This is a genomic window from Enterococcus florum, assembly GCF_004309355.1.
Taxonomy (GTDB): domain Bacteria; phylum Bacillota; class Bacilli; order Lactobacillales; family Enterococcaceae; genus Enterococcus_A; species Enterococcus_A florum.
This window is the reverse complement of the sequence record NZ_BJCC01000017.1, coordinates 18,972-37,628: the sequence shown is the minus strand read 5'-3', so window position 1 is coordinate 37,628 and position 18,657 is coordinate 18,972. Positions and strand designations below refer to the sequence as shown.

General features: G+C 45.5%; 18 protein-coding genes. 14 read left to right on the top strand and 4 right to left on the bottom strand.

Going from position 1 to position 18,657, the window contains the following annotated elements:
- Nucleotides 1–87 precede the first annotated feature (87 nt).
- Genes NRIC_RS11185 through NRIC_RS19700 form a run of 3 tightly spaced genes read left to right on the top strand, consistent with a single transcriptional unit; the run spans nt 88 to nt 701 of the window.
- On the top strand, nt 88–324 hold the full coding sequence (locus tag NRIC_RS11185; RefSeq protein WP_146622793.1) for a hypothetical protein: 237 nt from the start codon (nt 88–90) through the stop codon (nt 322–324).
- On the top strand, nt 314–583 hold the full coding sequence (locus tag NRIC_RS11180; RefSeq protein WP_146622792.1) for a DUF2187 domain-containing protein: 270 nt from the start codon (nt 314–316) through the stop codon (nt 581–583). The genes NRIC_RS11185 and NRIC_RS11180 overlap by 11 nt, the downstream gene beginning before the upstream one ends.
- On the top strand, nt 573–701 hold the full coding sequence (locus NRIC_RS19700; RefSeq protein WP_265416110.1) for a hypothetical protein: 129 nt from the start codon (nt 573–575) through the stop codon (nt 699–701). The genes NRIC_RS11180 and NRIC_RS19700 overlap by 11 nt, the downstream gene beginning before the upstream one ends.
- Before the next feature lie 151 nt (nt 702–852).
- Here the strand turns inward: NRIC_RS19700 and NRIC_RS11175 are convergent, their stop codons facing one another.
- On the bottom strand, nt 853–1,665 hold the full coding sequence (locus NRIC_RS11175; RefSeq protein ID WP_146622843.1) for a MurR/RpiR family transcriptional regulator: 813 nt from the start codon (nt 1,663–1,665) through the stop codon (nt 853–855).
- A gap of 150 nt (nt 1,666–1,815) precedes the next feature.
- Between NRIC_RS11175 and NRIC_RS11170 the strand changes: the two genes are divergently transcribed.
- Nucleotides 1,816–2,508 (top strand): N-acetylmannosamine-6-phosphate 2-epimerase, encoded by a 693-nt coding sequence (locus NRIC_RS11170; protein ID WP_146622791.1) that lies wholly within the window; start codon nt 1,816–1,818, stop codon nt 2,506–2,508.
- 48 nt (nt 2,509–2,556) lie between these two features.
- Nucleotides 2,557–4,053: a PTS transporter subunit EIIC gene (locus NRIC_RS11165; protein ID WP_146622790.1), complete on the top strand. Its 1,497-nt coding sequence runs from the start codon at nt 2,557–2,559 to the stop codon at nt 4,051–4,053.
- A 41-nt stretch (nt 4,054–4,094) separates the two neighbouring features.
- On the opposite strand, the gene NRIC_RS11160 is transcribed toward NRIC_RS11165, so the two are convergent.
- On the bottom strand, nt 4,095–5,900 hold the full coding sequence (locus NRIC_RS11160) for a glycerophosphoryl diester phosphodiesterase membrane domain-containing protein (RefSeq protein ID WP_146622789.1): 1,806 nt from the start codon (nt 5,898–5,900) through the stop codon (nt 4,095–4,097).
- A gap of 197 nt (nt 5,901–6,097) precedes the next feature.
- Here NRIC_RS11160 and NRIC_RS11155 point away from each other — a divergent pair, with 197 nt between their 5' ends.
- Nucleotides 6,098–6,853: a MarR family winged helix-turn-helix transcriptional regulator gene (locus tag NRIC_RS11155; protein ID WP_146622788.1), complete on the top strand. Its 756-nt coding sequence runs from the start codon at nt 6,098–6,100 to the stop codon at nt 6,851–6,853.
- 294 nt (nt 6,854–7,147) lie between these two features.
- Here NRIC_RS11155 and NRIC_RS11150 read toward each other — a convergent pair whose 3' ends face one another.
- Nucleotides 7,148–8,566, bottom strand: coding sequence for a glycoside hydrolase family 1 protein (locus tag NRIC_RS11150; protein WP_146622787.1), 1,419 nt, complete (start codon nt 8,564–8,566; stop codon nt 7,148–7,150).
- A 171-nt stretch (nt 8,567–8,737) separates the two neighbouring features.
- Between NRIC_RS11150 and NRIC_RS11145 the strand changes: the two genes are divergently transcribed.
- The 4 genes from NRIC_RS11145 to NRIC_RS11130 all read left to right on the top strand — a co-directional run bounded on the left by NRIC_RS11145 (nt 8,738) and on the right by NRIC_RS11130 (nt 12,062).
- The gene (locus NRIC_RS11145; protein WP_146622786.1) at nt 8,738–9,451 is read left to right on the top strand and encodes a GntR family transcriptional regulator; all 714 of its coding nucleotides are present in this window, start codon (nt 8,738–8,740) and stop codon (nt 9,449–9,451) included.
- A 181-nt stretch (nt 9,452–9,632) separates the two neighbouring features.
- Nucleotides 9,633–10,961, top strand: coding sequence for a PTS sugar transporter subunit IIC (locus NRIC_RS11140; protein ID WP_146622785.1), 1,329 nt, complete (start codon nt 9,633–9,635; stop codon nt 10,959–10,961).
- A gap of 143 nt (nt 10,962–11,104) precedes the next feature.
- Nucleotides 11,105–11,380 (top strand): DUF6429 family protein, encoded by a 276-nt coding sequence (locus NRIC_RS11135; RefSeq protein ID WP_146622784.1) that lies wholly within the window; start codon nt 11,105–11,107, stop codon nt 11,378–11,380.
- Nucleotides 11,373–12,062, top strand: coding sequence for an SWIM zinc finger family protein (locus NRIC_RS11130; RefSeq protein WP_146622783.1), 690 nt, complete (start codon nt 11,373–11,375; stop codon nt 12,060–12,062). Before NRIC_RS11135 ends, NRIC_RS11130 begins: the two co-directional genes overlap by 8 nt.
- An 86-nt stretch (nt 12,063–12,148) precedes the next feature.
- Here NRIC_RS11130 and NRIC_RS11125 read toward each other — a convergent pair whose 3' ends face one another.
- Complete coding sequence (locus NRIC_RS11125) at nt 12,149–13,039, bottom strand: LysR family transcriptional regulator (protein ID WP_146622842.1); 891 nt, start codon at nt 13,037–13,039, stop codon at nt 12,149–12,151.
- Nucleotides 13,040–13,247: 208 nt separating this feature from the next.
- Here NRIC_RS11125 and NRIC_RS11120 point away from each other — a divergent pair, with 208 nt between their 5' ends.
- The 4 genes from NRIC_RS11120 (at nt 13,248) to NRIC_RS11105 (ending at nt 18,657) form a co-directional block, all read left to right on the top strand.
- Nucleotides 13,248–14,117: an SDR family NAD(P)-dependent oxidoreductase gene (locus tag NRIC_RS11120; protein ID WP_146622782.1), complete on the top strand. Its 870-nt coding sequence runs from the start codon at nt 13,248–13,250 to the stop codon at nt 14,115–14,117.
- A 170-nt stretch (nt 14,118–14,287) separates the two neighbouring features.
- On the top strand, nt 14,288–15,895 hold the full coding sequence (locus tag NRIC_RS11115; protein ID WP_146622781.1) for a PTS transporter subunit EIIC: 1,608 nt from the start codon (nt 14,288–14,290) through the stop codon (nt 15,893–15,895).
- A gap of 1 nt (nt 15,896) precedes the next feature.
- Nucleotides 15,897–17,228 carry a 6-phospho-alpha-glucosidase gene (locus NRIC_RS11110; protein ID WP_146622780.1) on the top strand — a complete coding sequence of 444 codons (1,332 nt, stop codon included), beginning with the start codon at nt 15,897–15,899 and terminating at the stop codon, nt 17,226–17,228.
- 55 nt (nt 17,229–17,283) lie between these two features.
- The gene (locus NRIC_RS11105; protein WP_146622779.1) at nt 17,284–18,657 is read left to right on the top strand and encodes a gluconokinase; all 1,374 of its coding nucleotides are present in this window, start codon (nt 17,284–17,286) and stop codon (nt 18,655–18,657) included.

Sequence of the window (18,657 nt, the reverse complement as noted above, 5' to 3'; positions counted from 1 at the left end):
GTTTGTTAAGAATTTATTAAGAAATCTCAAGACTACTCCTTCTAGTCAGTTAAACTAAAGAGAAGCATCAGACTAGGAGGCGTTCGCATGAATCAAACCAAAAATAGCAGGATCGTTGTTCATCGTCAACAGCTGCGCGTGAAGCATCGGATAATTGCTCGAGCCATCTCGGAGATCGTATCGGCCCATCAGGCTCAAACTCATCCGATCGGAGAGGTCGAAGACTGTGAACGGTGCAGACGCTACCAACAGTTAAGAAAGCAGCTTGTTCAGAATTCTTCCAGCTTAAAGGAATTGGAAGAGGGGTATACAGATGGCTTATAACCAAACCGCTCCTGCTTTCTTGATGGAAGTGAAAGAAAATAGTTACAATACCCAGTTTTTAGTCGGTGATCAAATCACTTTTGCGTTTGCCGAAGCTTCCAGGCAGCTTAAAGGAACAGTCATGAAGAAGTACACCCACAGCTGCTTGGTCGATATTTCTCAGGATTCGACTTTATCAGAAACAGAAATTACTGCTTACAATGGCAAAGTGATCGTCAATTACAAATGGATCCAAGGGGTAGACATGCATGACGCCTGAAGCAATTGGACAGCTGGAGCAGCCTTGCATTTTACATCCGAGAATTGCGAAAAAACGGTCCGACCAAATACCAGCAGGAATCTCTGCGTTGTTTGGAAGAAGATTACCGCCGATATAAGAAAATCTATGATCAAGCAATCCCACCATTAGAGGAACCTCAAAGACAAGTTTCGGATAGATGGGAAGACTAAAAAACCCAGCGCTGGATTATCAAGTGAAGCCTGATCCAGCGCTGGTTTTTTGTTGTGTAAAATAGACCAAACCGTTTCTTACAGCTGTTTATGCACGATCTCTCGAGCGATTTTTTCGCGCATTTGGTCCTCATTGATGCCGTAGGTTTTTTCATAGTAAGTGATTAACAGGTCAATGGCGAAAATTTGAGAGATTTTCCCGGTCAGAGAGCCGCCGTTCAATAAATATTCCTCGATCGCTGTCTGTAAGACGACGTCACTGATTTGAGCGACTGGTGACAGAACATAATTACAGATCGAGATGATTTTGGCACCATTTTTCTTTGCAACGGACAGTGCATCATAAATATCTTTGGTTTTTCCGGTCAAGGTAATGCCGATCACCAAATCTTCTTGTGTGAATAAGGAGGCATTCATCATTTGATAATGCGGATCGGTGATCGCTTTGACCCGCAGCCCCCCGCGCAAAAAACGTGATTCCATATCCAATGCTGTGATACCACTGGAGCCGACACCATAAATATAGATATTTTTGGCTTGATTGATGAAGCTGGCTGCCTCTTTCATTTTTTTTTCGTCTGCCAAGGAGCTGGTATCCTTGATGGCATTGGCTAATTTTTTTTCTACACGTTTGACAAAGGATGACTCGGTCGATTCCGGATTGTTAAGTTCTTCCTTAGCAATGGCGATTTTCAGGTCAGAAAAGCCGCTGTAGCCCATTTTTTGACAGAAGCGCACGATGGTAGCATCCCCTACCATGGTGGCTTTTTTGATATCCGATAAGGTTTGCTGATGCAGCTTGTCCCCAGTGGAAACAATGTAGTCGGCAACCTTTTTTTCCGATTTGGTCAGGTTTTCATAGTTGGCGCGAATCGTTTCTAAATAGCCCATCTTTGCACATCCATTCTTTTGCATTCTCCTCTATTTTCTAGTGAATTGGAAATTTTGTCAAATCATCTCCTCCATATTTACATTTTTGGAGGAGTATGCTATATTCTTTTTGGAGAATGGTTCTCCAAAATATTATTTAGGGAGAATTTTATGGAGAAAAATGAGTTATTGAAACAATTCAAAGACGGTATCATTGTTTCATGTCAGGCTCTTCCGGGCGAAGCGCTCTATACTGAAACAGGCGGTGTAATGCCCTTGATGGCTAAGGCAGCAGAACGGGCTGGAGCTGTCGGGATACGTGCGAATTCGATTCGGGATATTCGAGAGATTCAAGCGGTGACAGAGCTGCCAATCATCGGGATCATCAAAAAAGAATACCCACCGCAAAAGCCCTTCATCACAGCTACCATGAAGGAAGTCGATGAACTGGCCCATGCAGGAGTGGCTGTCATCGCTTTAGATTGCACTAATCGTGAGCGACATGATGGCCGGACGGTTGCAGAAAATATTCAAGCTATTCGAGAAAAACACCCGAAGGTTCTGCTGATGGCAGATATTGCGACTTACGAAGAAGGGGTCGCTGCTTGGGAAGCCGGAGTGGATTTCGTGGGGACGACACTTGCGGGCTATACCGAAGAAAGCGCACCTAGAGATGAACCAGATTTTCAGTTAATCGAACGCCTAGTGACTACTGGTATCCAGGTGATCGCAGAAGGAAAGGTTCATACCCCTGACCATGTAAAAGCTATTAAAAAGCTTGGTGTCGCAGGGATCGTTGTTGGAAGTGCTATTACACGACCACAGGAGATCGCCGCTCGCTTTATTGCTGCGGTTTCAGAATAAACGGCGGAGGATACTGCTGCCGTTGATCAAAACAATAGGAGGGAAATTATGTTTAAAAAGTTTTCACAGTTAGGGCGTGCATTCATGTTGCCGATCGCGATTCTTCCGGCAGCCGGTTTGTTGTTGGGGATCGGTGGAGCATTATCGAATGCCAGTGCGATCCAGGCGTATCCTTGGCTGGATCAAGCATGGCTGCAAACGATCTTGACGATCATGAGCACAGCCGGAAATGCTGTATTCAGTAATTTAGCACTTATTTTTGCAATTGGATTGGCTGTTGGCTTGGCCAATGGAGACAAAGGAACGGCTGGGTTGGCCGGTGGGGTTTCTTTTCTTGTTTATACCGCAACGATCAGTGGGCTGCTGCAATTATTTTCGCCAGATAATACCATCGATACGGGAGTTGTTGGCTCGATTGTGATCGGCGGAACGGTCGCCTTTTTACACAATCGTTATCGTAAAATCGAATTGCCAAGATTTTTAGGCTTTTTTGGCGGATCGCGGTTTATTCCGATCGTTTCTTCTTTAGCTGCGATCTTCATCGGAGTGATTTTCTTTCTGATTTGGCCGCCGATCCAACAAGTGTTGGTAAGTGTCGGGGAGGCCGTTGCGCAAATGGGCAGCTTCGGAACCTTCCTTTACGGGTTCTTGCTGCGTTTAACCGGTGCGGTAGGACTGCATCACACGATCTATCCGATGTTTTGGTATACTTCCCTAGGTGGTACTGAAATGGTCGCTGGCGAACAAATCGTTGGTGCGCAAAACATTTTCTTTGCCCAACTGGCCGATGCGAACCACACGGGCTTGTTTACTTACGGGACGCGCTTCTTTGCCGGACGTTTCGCAACGATGATGTTTGGATTGCCAGCAGCATGTTTGGCGATGTATCGTGCCATTCCCAAAGCCAACCGCAATCAAAGCAGCGGCTTGTATGTCAGTGGTGCATTGACTTCGTTTTTAACAGGGATCACTGAACCGATCGAATACATGTTTTTATTCAGTGCGCCGTGGTTGTATGTAATCCATGCCTTTCTAGACGGGTGCTCTTTCTTTGTCGCCGATTTGCTGCAGGTACGTATCGGGAATTCGTTCTCTGGCGGTTTGATCGACTTCCTGCTGTTCGGGGTATTTCAGGGAGAGGCCAGAACACACTGGCTGTATGTGATTCCGATCGGCTTGATTTGGGCAGGGATATACTACATCGTTTTCAGCTTCTTTATCAAAAAATTCAGCGTGGCAATTCCTGGAATGGAGGAAATGGATGAGACAGAAAACGCGGTGCCGACAGCGGGTGGCAGTTCTTTGCACGAAGAATCCTTGATCATCATTGAGGCATTGGGCGGAAAAGAAAATATTCTGAGCGTGGAGGCTTGCGCAACTCGCCTGAGAGTAGCCGTGGTAGACAATACGATCGTGGATAAGAAACGCATCCAAGCGCTGGGTGCGGTGGCTGTTCTAGAGATTGGCGGCGGGATCCAAGCTGTCTTCGGCGGGAAAGCAGATCTGTATAGTCAGGAAATCAATCAAATCCTAAAAAGTGAATAGACCAAAAAGGCTATGACAGTGAATGTCACAGCCTTTTTGATTTATCCAATTCCAGTAATAAAATAGAACAATTTGTCTGAGTATGTGGGATCTGTCAAGTCTTGCTGGATCGTGTGATTCAATAACGATAGATTGTCTGTCACGATCCCGTCCACACCATAAAACATCATCCGCGTCATCGTGTCCTCGTCGTTCACCGTCCATGCAAACACTTCTTTGCCGTCATCATGTGCAGCATCGATAAAGTTTCGATTCAGCGTGGTATGTTCCATTGTAAAAAAATCTACATTGGAAACAGGCGGTCCGACGATATTGAAGGGCATCACATAACCGACGAAGAAGGCGGGAACCTTTTCCTTCAGCTGAGCAGCCACATCAAAATCCAAGGTGTGCAAGATATAGTCATGGCGCAAAATCGTGTCCTTATACTTCTGAATGAAGCGATCGACCATATCTGGACTGTCCTGTGGAGTCGCTTTAATTTCGATCAGTAAGGGTTGATCCAATTGTTCTGCTTTTGTTAAATAGTCATCGAAGGACACTACCGGTTCGGTCTGGTCACTCTCTCTGACGTTCAATTGCTCTAATTCCTTTAAAGTCAGCTGGTTCGGACGCTTATCGATACCCGTTAATTCTTTAAGATGAAAGTCATGCATCACAACAAACTGCTTGTCCTTGGTCTCCTGTACATCCATCTCCACGAAGGCTGGCTGCAGTTGACTGGTTTTGGCTAAGGCGGCTAGGCTGTTTTGGACACCATTGCCTTCAGAGACTCCGCGATGGGAAATGGTCAGCGGCTTTTTAAGCGAGTAATTGCTTAAATAATTGGTGTTGTAGGAACCAACACCAATCCCAAACAGCAGTGTGATGACGAGAAATAGTGCGACCTTTCCTAATGACCAGACGGGCTTCGGTTCATCCGCCGACTGTTTAAACCAGGTCGGCAGGATAACCAACAGTCCTAAGTCGTCCATAAAACTAACGGTGATATAGAAAATCCCCACCGTTGACAAAACGATCGTCGCTAAAAAAATAAATTGCATGACCGTCATCGCAATCACAGCACTTGGCAAGGCGTAGGTGGCAAGGTGTGTTTCGATCAGGCTCTGTAAAAAAATGACAACGCCGTATCCTAATGAGGACAATAAGGACACCGATCCGCCGATCAGCACAAACTGCCCGAAAAGCCGGAGAAAATTCCAGCCTTTGGTCGTCCGCCAGCTTTCTTTGACCGCTTGGGCAAAGCGGCGATCTCGCAAAATCATTTCCGGCAGTGCAAAGATCAAACGAATCGAAAAATAGAATAGAATCAGATAGATCCCCGCAGCTGCAGCAATGATCGGTACTCGGTTGGCAAAGAGATAATCCAAAAGAAACGCAGGGATTTTGACCTTTGCCAAGAGATCCGAATTAAAATTCAATCCGCCAAACGGCAACACCAGCAAAAAATAAACCAGAAAGAACAAAATAGTGGAGACGCGAAGCTTTTTCAGTTGAATCAGAGTTCCGGTCAGGAGCTGACTCAAAGAGATCGGCTCGTTCTTTTTAATAAAAAAGACGCTGATCAGCAAAAAGGTGAATTCGAAAAAGACCCCTATCATGATCGCCAACAAGACTGCAAGCAACGAAAGCAATACCCCAGGATGGTCCCGCAAGATAATCCCGATCGTGTCATAAGACAAATAAGAAATGTGTCCCTGCCGCAAAATAAATTTGATCAAACTGGTCAAAAGCGGCAACAGTACAAACAGCATGAAGCCGTGCAACAGCAGCACATCTCGGAAATAAGCCATCGTATCCTTTAAAAAGCGGAACAGATGGACAAAGCTATTTTTTAAATCCTTCATTTTAACATCTCCTGCATCCAATGTAGCACAACTCCTCTATTATAGCAGGGAATCCTTATTTGATCCGCTTTCGACCTCAAAAAAACAAGAAAAACAGAAAATCGTCAAAAAGAGTTGACAAACGATTCGGTACCGAACTATAATACAAGGGTAATAAAGTTCGGTACCGAAATAAAAATGAAAAAAGAGGGATAATCATGAGTACATTTACCGATGATTTAATGAAACGATTGCGTTTTGTCAGTGCAGCCAGTGGTGCCTTTATGAGTAAAAAGCAGCAACGCTTGACCGGACAGCTGCGGGTACTGGCGATTTTGGAGAAGGAAGACGGGTTGATCCAAAGCCAGTTGGCGGAGATTTTAGATATACGCCCTAGCTCTTTAGCGGAATTGTTGAAGAAGATGGAAAACAATGGAGATATTCTACGAAAAGAAGAAGAAAATGATCGCCGCATCAAACGGGTTTTTTTGACAGACCAAGGACGTGAAAAGGTGGCCAGTTTGAATGGCGAAGCCGATGAGTTAAGTGAAGCCTTTTTCGCGGGTTTGACCGAAGAGGAACGCAAGGAGTTTCTTGACCTGTTAGGGAAAATCGCGGATGGCTGGGAAGAAGAGTTTCAAAAGCAAGCGGATCGTTTTGTGGACCCGATGGATCGTCTGCGTCAGATGCAGGATTTCCGCCAGCAATTTGAGGGTTTTGAAAACTGGCACACTCTATCTCGAGAGGAACGTCGGCAACTCAAGGACAAAATGCGCAAAGAAATGGGCCATCATCCTTTCTTTGGACCAGGACATGGTCCTGGTCGAGGTCATGGAGGTCCCGGTGCGCACGATTTTCCAAGAGGACCTCATAAAGATTTCCGCCGTGATTTTTGGGAGAAGGACTTTCCGGGTAACCCTTATGACCAAGGCAAAGACCAACCTAAAGAAGACGATGAGTGGCAAGATTTTTAAGCATATAGACTCGATCAACGTTTTTATCGTAGCATCGAAGGCTGCTTCATACAGCTTTATCGCCAGCTTGTATTATCCGTTGATGTAACTGTGAGTCACTAACACGAGGATTCCTCCTTGATCTGATAGACTTGCGACCTTTGACATAGGCAATGTTTTGTATATTATATCACGGAGATAAATCAAAACAGGTGAATAGTCAAAAAGAGCGCAATTGAATTCATACGTCCAATTGCGCTCTTCTTGTTTTCAGGCTCATCATACTAGAATCATTGATTTGCTAAATGTTCTTCTTTAAACCAAGCGTGAAATATCGTAGGAAAAACCGTTGTTATCGCTCAGCTGCTTATAAAACTCGCCGCTCTTTTTGATCCGGCGTTCTTGAGTCTCCAGATCCAAGGCCACCAGACCGTAGCGGTTTTTGTACGCATTGATCCATGACCAGCAGTCGATAAAGGTCCATAGATGATAGCCTTTGATGTTGCAGCCATCCTTGATCGCCTTCCAAAGATAGGCTAGGTGATCCTGAATATATTCGATGCGGTAAGTATCATTCACCTGTCCAGCCTCATCCATGAAACGTTCCTCATCCGCAACTCCCATCCCATTTTCAGAGATAAAGGCTTCGATGTTGCCGTAATTCTCTTTGATATCCATGCAGAGGTCATGAATGCCTTTTTCATAAATTTCCCACCCTCGATACTCGTTCATGCGACGGCCTGGCATGGTATGGTGCTCGAAGAACCAGTCTGGCAGAAAAGGTCCGCTTGGATTGATCGCAGTCAACCGAGCTTTGACCCGACGTGGTTCATAGTAGTTTAGTCCTAGAATCTGGCAAGTATTGTTTTTGATCTCTGACAGATCCTCTAGCGTGTAATCCTCAGGCATTTGATCGTATTCCTTCAACAAGGCGACTAGTTTCTCCGGAAAGGTCCCTTTGACCATTGGATCAAGGAAGCTGCGAGTATAAAACAGGTCTGCGATCTCCGCTGCCTCAACGTCTGCTGGATGTTGGCTGCGAGGGAACGTCGGACTTAGATTCAGGATCGTGCCGATCTTGCTGGCGTAACCGTATTGTTTGAAAGCTGCGATCGCTTTAGCATGGGCCAAAACAGTGAAAAAGGCTGCCTGTGCCCCACGTTTGAAGTCGATCAGGTTTGGATAATGGAAATCTTCTAAATAAGAGCCGAGAATGGGACCCAACGGTTCATTGAAGGTAAACCAATGAAACACCAAATCACCAAATTCTCTAAAGCAAGTGTCCGCAAAATGAACATACGCATCTACTACGACGCGGGATTCCCAGCCGCCGATGTCCTGCAAAGCAGCAGGCATGTCAAAATGATAGAGGTTGGCAAAGATTTTGATACCGTTGGCGTTCATCTCCTGAAACAAGTCGCGATAAAAAGCGATGGCTTTCGGGTTGGCTTCACCGATGCCATCATTTGGAAACATCCGTGCCCATGAGATCGACACACGGAAGGAGTTATGCCCGGTTTGTTTCATTAATTGCACATCTTCTTTGTAACGATGGATATGGTCGGTAGTGATCGCTGAACTGACTCCTTGATAAAAGCGGTAGGGTTGTTCCTTGTACCAGCGCTCCCAAACAGTCTCTGCTTTGCCGGTTTCGCCGAAGCCTTCTGCTTGCTCAGCGGACCAAGCAGAGCCCCACCAAAAATCCTTCGGAAAAGTTAGTTGTTGTTTTATCATGATCGTATCCTCCTACTTCATTTCAGGAATAGTGTACAGGTGAATTTTACAAAAGTAAATACTTTATATGAAAAATATATATTTTTATTATTGTAGTATAATTATTCTCTGGATTTTTCCTTTGAATATGTGATAAAGTATAGTCGAACGTATAATTTTAAGGAGCAGCGTATGAAAAAAATGCCAAAATACATGGAAGTCTATGTGACGTTGAAGGAACGAATCGCCAATGGTGATTATGCGATTGGAGAAAAGCTTCCCACAGGAGAAACGTTGGCACAGGAATTTGGGACCAGCAAGCTGACCGTTAAAAAGGGGGTCGATCTGCTGGTGTCAGAGGGGGTCGTTCGCAGCCGCAGTGGATTTGGCACGGAGGTTTTGCGAACCCCGATCGACAATTCGAAGGTCTTTGGGCCAAGCGATGGCTTGCTGAATGTGGTGGGAGAAGAGCATGTTGATTCGGAGATCCATACGTTTTCGATTGAACTGCCTTCCGCCAAGGTAGCTGAAATGTTGGAGATCGATCAAAAGGATTATGTGTACAACATCATTCGCAGCCGGTATGTCGACCATCAGCCATACTCGATCGAACAGACCTTTATGCCGCTGGCGGTCATCCCGGGACTGGAGCCCAAGCATTTGAAAAAGTCTGTCTATGGCTATATCACGAACGAGCTGGGGCTGAAGATTCAATCCTCTCATATCTGGATTAAAGGGGATATGGCGGGAGAGTTTGATGCGAAGGTGTTGAATATCCCCACAGGCGAATTTCTGATTGAGGTGGATAAGGTGGTTTCTTTGGCCTCCGGGACGCCGTTCGAGTATTCCTTGACGCGTCATTTGTACCAGGATTTTGTTTTTGAAGCCGTGTTCGTTGAAAAATAAGGGCATTTCGATGCCTTTTTCTTTTGCTCTGTTTGTAGTATTCAAAAAGATATATAATTTTAAGTAAAGATATTTACTTTTATTTAAAGGTAATGTATTATAGTGGATGTAAATAGAGCAATCGCTTTCATCATATGTTGGTTTGGTGGAAGCAGCTCGAATACAAAGAGGGAGAGAAGATATGAAAACGAACAAAAAAGAGCTGGTCTTTGAAAAGATCGGTCTGCTGGCGACCAAGCTGGGGAATCAGATTCATCTGCGGACATTGCGGGATGCTTTTGCCACGTTTATGCCTTTTATGATGCTGGCGGGGTTTGTCACACTGATCAACTATGTCATCTTGGAACCAACCGGATTTATGGGAAAGCTTATCAATCCAGAGACCTTGACCACGATCCAGCAGATCGGAGTATCCATCGCCAATGGGACTTTGAGCATCACGACACTTTTAGTCGTGGCAGCCGTGTCTTATCATATGTGTGCCAGCCGAAATTATACCAATTCGATTGCGGCAGTCTTAGTTGCGATCTCAACCTTTGTGGTGCTGACTCCGATGCGGACGATGTTTACTCCTGAAAATGCCAGCAAGGCCATCGAAGTCACTGGCGTGATTCCAGTCAGCCATACCGGAGCTTCAGGCATGTTTGTCGGAATTTTTGTCGGGTTGCTGGCTACAGAGCTTTTCATTAAATTGTCCAATAACGAAAAATTGCAGATCAAATTATCGGGAAACATTCCACCAGCTGTATTGAAATCATTTAACGTATTAATCCCGATCATGATCACGGTGACCAGCTTTGCGATCATCTCCTTTGCGATTAACCAATTGTTCAACATAGATGTTAACGGCCTGATCACCAACATTATCATCGGTCCATTGAGCAAAGTCACCACTGGATTGCCGGGCTTCCTGCTGATCACCTCGGTTGCCAATTTGTTCTTTGGCTTTGGGATTCATCAGGCGGTGATCTCCGGGTCGCTGTTAGATCCGTTTTTGATTCAAAACATGCAGGAAAACATGAGTGCTTATGCTGATGGCACACCGATTCCTCACATTATCAATATGGCCTTTAAAGATACCTTTGCCGTAATGGGCGGTTCGGGAAATACGATCGCGTTGCTGCTGGCGATCTTCATTTTCAGCCGACGCAAGGATTACAAAGATTTTGCTAAGCTGTCTGTGACACCGGCATTTTTCAATATCAGCGAGCCGATCATTTTTGGCTTGCCGATCGTCTTCAACCTGAGCTTGATCATCCCGTTTGTGTTGGCACCGATCTTTTCATTGACAGTGGCCTATTTTGCTACTTCGATCGGTTTGATCAATCATGTGGTGGTCCAAATCCCTTGGACGACACCACCGGTGATCTCGGGCTTTCTGGCGACTGGTGGGGATTGGCGAGCAGCCGTGCTGCAAATTGCCATCATCGCGGCGACAGTCTTCATCTACCTGCCATTTCTGCGCATCGATGAGAAAGTTACTTCTAAGATGGCTGCGGAAGAAAATTAAGTATTTGTTTCCTAGAAGGATTGACTCTCGTTGTGATTACAGCGAGAGTTTTTGTGTTCCTCCACCAAAAAAATGGATCAAACACACTTTACAAATATGCTATGCTTAAGACAAAAACACGAACCTAGATTGGAGTGCTAATCATGACCTCGATAGAAGAATTGACTTTAATGCTGCTGTATCTCTCTTCATGGGAAGAAACGTATCCTAGTCTGGAAGAGGGAGAATATACCTTGTTGAATGCATGGAAAGGATATGATTTTTCTGTACTAAACAAACTGACCGAGGAGGACCTGCTGTTCGCCCAGAAAAGACCGTCACGCACAAAGTCAGTCACTTTGACCGATGAAGGGGAAGCGATGGCCAAAAGACTGTTGGAAAAGTACAACATCGCGGTGGAGGAAACACAGAATGATTGAATGGCAATCGCTTTTCCGGCCGTACATTTTGGAACGAGGATTTGACTATTATGATGAAAAACGAGTCATAGACAGTCGTTTGATTGGGGATACGATCCATGCACTGGTCGACGGAAATGAAACCTACATGGTGGAAATCGAAGGGCTGGAGGACGACCCGCCAGCATTTTATTGCGAATGTCCGTATGCGGAAGAAGGAAATCACTGCAAGCACATGGCTGCGGTTCTGTTTGAATACGAAGCGGGAAAAGCAGCCCTTTCTTCACGATCCGCTGAAAGGAATCTCCGCTACTATCAACGAGAGATCGACCGCGCGATTCGCCGATTTACTGGCTATGAGAGCTATCTTGAATACGATCAGGTGACCCCGTTTGTTCAAAAAATGAATGAGGTTCTGACGAATACGCTTTTTCCTCTGACTAAAATGGGGGACTATCAAACGGCTTTTCAGGCAGTGAACTATTTAGTAAGGGAAGTCGATCAGATAGAAATGAATGATGAAGAGGGAGAATTGTACCAACTAGCGGACCTCTGTCAATCGATCTGGATGTCGGCCTTGCAGCAGGCGGACAGTCAGGAAAAACAAGGCATGTATCAATGGTTTGCTAGTCAGCTGAAACACTCAACCATCCATTTTTGCCAGTGGGAGATCGCAGCGATAGTTGAAAAATACTTTGGATAAGAAATTATCAAAGGGCTAGATCGAGAAAGGTCTAGTCTTTTTTACTCCCTATTGTTGAGAATTTACCATTATGAGTAGCTAAACAGTCATGTCTTTTTAGGAAATATCAAAAAAGCTTCCTTCAAAAAATAAGCCAAAGTATTCGTATTTTTCTGATTTTTCCAAGCGAAAAAAAGTTGATAGGGACTAGAAATTATTCCATCTACTTCGAGGTAGCGAAGATCAGATCGGATATTTCTAGAGGATTCATGGATCAATGCAACGCCCATATTACTTGCAACGAAGGCCATGAGGGACTGCATCCGGTCAGCAGTTAGGACGATATTCGGGCTAAAACCATTCTCCATACAAGTTTGAATGAATTGATCGAAATAAAAGGTTCCCGCTTCCCGTCGAATTGCAACGAAACGTTCCTTGGCTAAATCTTTTATATCCACAGATTTTTTTTCAGATAAAGGATGGTTAGGAGAAAGAGCGAGCAAACAACGTTCTTCACGAATTGGATAATAATGAATATCGGGTGCTGTCAATTTCGCCCCAACGATTCCAAGTTGAATCCAGTCTTGCGACAGTGCTTCGATTTGCATATGCGTGTTCATTTGATGAGGAATAATTTCTACATTAGGGTGTTTCTGTTTATAGGAAGAAATTAATCGCGGTATGATATCCCATAAAGCAGCTTCTACAAAAGCAATATTCAATGTACCGTATTCCCCATCGATAAGTTGCGAAACCGCGGTTTCTGTTTCTTTAATCGTTTGCAATATTCGAAGAGCGTGTTGCCAAAAGACTTTTCCGACTTCTGTCAAAACGACTTGGTGTTTATCACGGTAAAATAAACTGCTATTCAACTCATCTTCTAATTTCTTGATTTGTTGACTAAGTGCAGATTGTGCGATAGGAATTCGAGCTGCAGCACGACCAAAATGTAGTTCCTCAGCCAATATAACAAAATAGCGGATTTGACGAAGTTCCATCTGATGCCCTCCAATTTTGTAATCTTGTTTCGAGATAACTGTGATCATTTTTTTCTATTTTTGTTATGGTTACTTCCAGTTTACAATGATAGTGAGGATCGAACAATAGTTAAAGAGGTTGTTGATATGAAACAATGTATGAATCTTCTTATTGTTGGAAATGGAACAAAGACTGTTGCAATGAAGATTAGTGAGAGAAGGTGAAAATATGAACTTCGAAAATCAAACAGCACTTATTACTGGCGGTGGGAGGGGCCTCGGTTTTGCTTATGCAGAAGAACTTGCCCGCAGAGGAGTCCATGTACTGATTCAAGATAGCGGAGTAGACTTGGATGGTCTTGGCAATGATCCGATTGTGGTACAAAAAGCTGTGGAAAAAATAAGAAAAACACCAAACGGTTCAGTACATGCTTCAACCACAACGATCAATACACGAGAAGGATGTCAAGCATTGATTCAAGAAGCGATTGACATCTTCGGTCGCTTAGATATTCTGATTCATAATGCCGGTTGGGTCAGCTATCAGACCATTACTGAGCTTACGCCAGAATTTCTCCACCGAGCAATGGCTGTTCAAACGGAGGCGCCTATATGGTTAGCTCAAGCGGTCTGGCCCCAGATGACCCAACAAGAGTATGGTCGGATCGTCTTCACCACTTCTTGTCGTGCAATCTATCCAGAATATGCTCAACCGGGTTTGATCGCATATGCTGCAACAAAGATTAGTCAAATCGGTCTGATGAATGTGCTGGCGAAAGAAAGCCAAGGTACTGGAATCGAAGTAAACGCTGTTTCGCCAGTTGCCCGGACACGAATGTGGGGCGTCAATAGGGAACCGCTTGACCTTAAACCTGAGAGTATCGTTCCTGGTGTTATGTACTTAGCTTCGTCAGAATGCCAAGCATCAGCGTGGATTCTCAGAGCCAGTAATCACCATTTCCACGCGATTCGCTGGCAAGAAGCTGCGGGAGTAGACTACCCAATCGACATTAGAGGCCACTATTGCAAAACAGCAGAAGAAGTGGCGGGAAAGTGGTCGAAAATCGCCGTTTCAGTACCGGAGTATCGTTCAAATTAAAAAAAGCAAAAACGACTTCAAGAGCTTTCTTCTGAAGTCGTTTTTGTATTTGTTTGCTGAAATATGTTTCAAATTTTGAAACGGGTTCAATCGTAAGCGTTTTCTGTATCTATTCCTTTAGCTCTCCCCTATAATAAAGCCCATCAAAGAAAACAAAGGAGCTGCAAAATATGAAAGCGAAAGTAATGGATACGATGCAGAGATTCTCAAAAGCGATGTTTATTCCGGTCTTGATTTTGCCGATCGCGGGTCTATTGATCGCTATTGGAAATGTCTTTACCAATCCCCGCTTGATTGAACAAGTGCCCTTTTTGGATAATCCGATCACGATGGGCTTCGGGAGTATTTTATCAGCCTCCCTACTGCCAATCTTGACAAATCTGGGGATTATCTTTTGTGTTGGGATCGCTCTAGGTCTGGCGAATAAAAAGAAGGCAGAGGCGGCCTTTACGTCATTATTAGGCTATTTGGTATTTCTATATGCCATGAACAAGTTTCTTGAATTGCGTGGCATGCTGGTAGAACCGGATGCGCTGCAGGGATCAGGACAGGCGCTGGTCTTAGGAATCCAGGTTTTGGATATGGGTGTATTTTTGGGAATTATTCTGGGAATCGTCGTGGCACTGGTCCACAATCGGTTTATCGATACGACCTTTAACAATGCATTTCAGGTCTATGGCGGGGCACGGTTTGTGTTTATCGTGCTGATTCCGATCTTAGTGTTTTCGGCCATTCTTCTTTCCTTCGTATGGCCGGTCATTCAACAAGGAATCGATGGCTTAGGGGGAGTGATCAGTGATACGGGCAACTTTGGAATCTTTCTGTATGGTTCACTGGAACGCCTGCTGATTCCGACAGGGCTTCATCATTTAATCTATACACCGTTCTTGTATACTTCATTAGGTGGGGTTGCTGAGGTGGGCGGACAGGTCTTTGAAGGAGCGCGAAACATTTACTTCGCTGAGATCGCGGATCCGGCAGTTCGGGTCTTGTCAGGCAGTGTCATTTGGGATGCCCGCGGGATCTCAAAAATGTTTGGGCTGATCGGTGCCTGTCTGGCGATGTACCAAACCGCTAAGCCTGAGAACAAAAACAAGGTTAAAGCGATTTTAATTCCAGCAGTCGTCACCTCTTTTGTAGCAGGTGTAACCGAACCGATCGAATTTTCCTTTATGTTTGTCGCTCCTGTTTTGTTCGTGATCCATTCTGCCTTGAGCGGCTTGAGCATGGTGGCGTTGAACATCTTCGGCTCGCGAGCGATCGGACCGAACGGCTTCATTGATTTTCTGTTGTACAATTTGCCGTTGGGCGTGGAAAAGACCCGTTGGCCGATCTATTTAGCGGTGGGTGTCGCCTTCTTCTTCATTTACTATTTCACCTTCCGCCTGCTGATCACGAAGCTGAACTTGAAGACAGTGGGGCGAGAAGACAGCGGCCAAGAGACCAAGCTGTACTCGAAGAAGGAGTACAAGGAGAAGAAAACTGGAACTGTACCAGACCCCGCGATGCCAAGCGCCAGCGGCGGAATCTCCGCTTTAATCGTGCAGGGCTTGGGTGGTGCAGAGAATATCAAGACCATCGACAACTGCTATACGCGGCTGCGATTGAAACTTCTAAACCCTGAATTGGTCAACGAGAACCTGTTAAAAGAAGAGACCAGTGCCAAAGGAGTCATTAAAAACGGAGAAAACGTCCATGTGGTCTATGGGCTGACGGTACCTCAAGTCAGAGGAGAATTAGAAAGCTATTTAGGAAGAGAAGCAGAAGGAGACGAATAAGATGAAGAAATTTTCAGTAGTTATTGCCGGAGGAGGCAGCACCTTTACCCCAGGAATCGTTATGATGATGTTGGACAATCTGGAACGGTTTCCGTTGCGCACCTTGAAATTATATGACAATGACGGGGAGCGCCAGGGAATTCTGGGAGAGGCGCTTGAGATTTTGTTAAAAGAGCAGGCACCAGAAATTGAGTTCAGCTACACGACTGATCCCAAGGAAGCCTTTAGCGATGTCGATTTTTGTATGGCCCATATCCGTGTCGGCAAGTATGCTATGCGAGAAAAGGATGAAAAGGTACCATTAAGGCATGGCGTTTTTGGTCAAGAGACCTGCGGACCTGGCGGGATCGCTTATGGCATGCGCAGTATCACTGGCATGCTGGAGATCATCGATTATATGGAGCAGTATTCGCCAGATTGTTGGATGCTGAATTACTCCAATCCAGCGGCAATCGTTGCCGAGGCCTGCCGTGTGCTGCGACCGGATTCCAAAGTGTTGAATATTTGCGATATGCCAGTAGGAACACTGCGCCGGATGTCACAGATCATTGGTAAGACCCCTGAGGAACTAGAGGTCCGCTATTTTGGCCTGAATCATTTCGGCTGGTGGACCAGTGTCAAGGACCGGGATGGCCATGAATACATTGATCAGATTCGCCAGTACGTATCGGAAAATGGCTACCTGACGCAGATTGAGGTCGACACGCAGCATACCGATCCCAGCTGGCAGGAGACTCATAAGAAGGCCAAGGACCTCTTGGCAGTGACGCCAGACTATTTGCCGAACACGTACTTGAAATATTATTTGTACCCGGACTATGTAACAGGACACATGCAAGATCATCCTGAATACACTCGGGCCAACGAAGTCATGGAAGGTCGAGAAAAGCATGTATTCGACCATGCCAAGAAAATTATCGAGAACGGTTCGGCTGAAGGGATCGCTTTTGACATTGATGCCCATGCGACGTTTATTGTGGACTTAGCACGAGCGATCGCCTACAATACTCATGAACGAATGGTCATGATCGTCGAAAACAACGGAGCCATCGCAAATTTTCCTGACGATGCCATGGTGGAAGTCCCTTGTATCGTGGGAACCGATGGCCCAGAACCTTTGGCGCAGGGGCAGATCCCTGCCTTTCAACAGGCCTTGATGTTTCAGCAGGTGACTGTCGAAAAATTAGTTGTAGAGGCCTATGTAGAAAATAGTTATCAAAAAATGTGGCAAGCCCTGACTTTATCAAAGACCGTGCCGAGTGCGCAGGTTGCCAAGGAGCTGCTGGATGATTTGATTGCTGAGAATGGCGATTTTTGGCCGATATTGCAATAATCAGAAAAAGGCAGGCTTAGTGCTGCCTTTTTCTGCAGGATAGAAGGAGAGCAGGATGGAGCAAGCATTTTTAGGCATCGATATTGGAACAACGGCAATCAAGCTTGGTGTGATCGTAGAAAATCATTTATTGTATCAAGCCTCAGAGGAAATCCGCAGCTATGTGGAAGGTCCCAAAAAATACCAGAAACCGGATGAATTGCTGGAGCATGTGAAGCAGGTGATTCTAAGTGTTCCGCGTCCACTGCGGAATCAGATTGGAACGATCGGCTTCAGCTCAGCGATGCACAGTTTGCTGCCGGTAGTAGGAGAGGTCAAAGACGCGATCTATCTTTGGTCGGATGAACAGGCCGGACCATTGATTGAAGGATTTAAAGGCACTGCCTTAGCCAAACAGTTTTATCAAAAAACCGGGACACCCATCCACAGCATGTCGCCCTTTGCGAAAATTCTTTTTTTCGGGCAGCAAAAGAAATACCCTGCGAACGTCCGTTGGTGGGGTATCAAGGAATGGATGATGGACTATTTCACGGGAAAAGCCCGAATCGATTATTCGACAGCCTCGGCGACTGGATTGTTCAACTTAAAACAGCTGGACTGGGATCAGGAGATTCTGGATTACTTAGAGGTGCGCCGCAATCAGCTTGGAGAAGTAGTCGATACTAAGGAACGCTTCACCATCGACAGCAGTACAGCATTGGCACTAGGGCTGCCTTCAGATACGGAAGTGATCGCCGGCGCCAGTGATGGCTGTTTGACTGCCTACGCTAGTTTTTATCGGACAGGCAATACCGCCAGTCTGACGATCGGCACCAGTACAGCCGTGCGGAACATCACGCAGCAGCCACATGTTGATCCGGACAAGCAAAATTTTTGCTACTACTTGGACCAGGATCATTATGTCGTAGGGGCACCCTCGAACAATGGCGGCTGTGTGCTGGCTTGGGCGGCGGAGACGCTTGATACGCCGGAAACATTTTATTCAAGGATCCCTGCCTTTTTAGCGGCATCACCGATTGGTGCCAAGGGTCTACGATTCTTTCCGTATTTGAACGGAGAACGCGCGCCTTTTTGGTCAGCCAACAAGCAAGCAGAGTTCAAACATCTGACCTTGGCCCACACGCGGACAGATATGATCCGAAGCGTGATCGAAGGAATGTTGATGAACGTTAAGATTTTGGTGGAGATGGTGGGAACGAAAGAAGGATTGTCTGTCAGCGGCGGCTTTTTCCGGACCGAAGCATTGACTCAGCTGACGGCAGATATTCTTGGTCTTCCTTGTTTGTATGCGGAAGAAAACGAACCAATTTTTGGGTTGTATTATTTGCTGGAGCAACCGGAAAAAAGCGGCAAGTCAGGGACTGTGTTCTCGCCGAATGAGACCGCCAATGCCAATTATCAAACGATTTTTCCAACTTATTTTGAATGA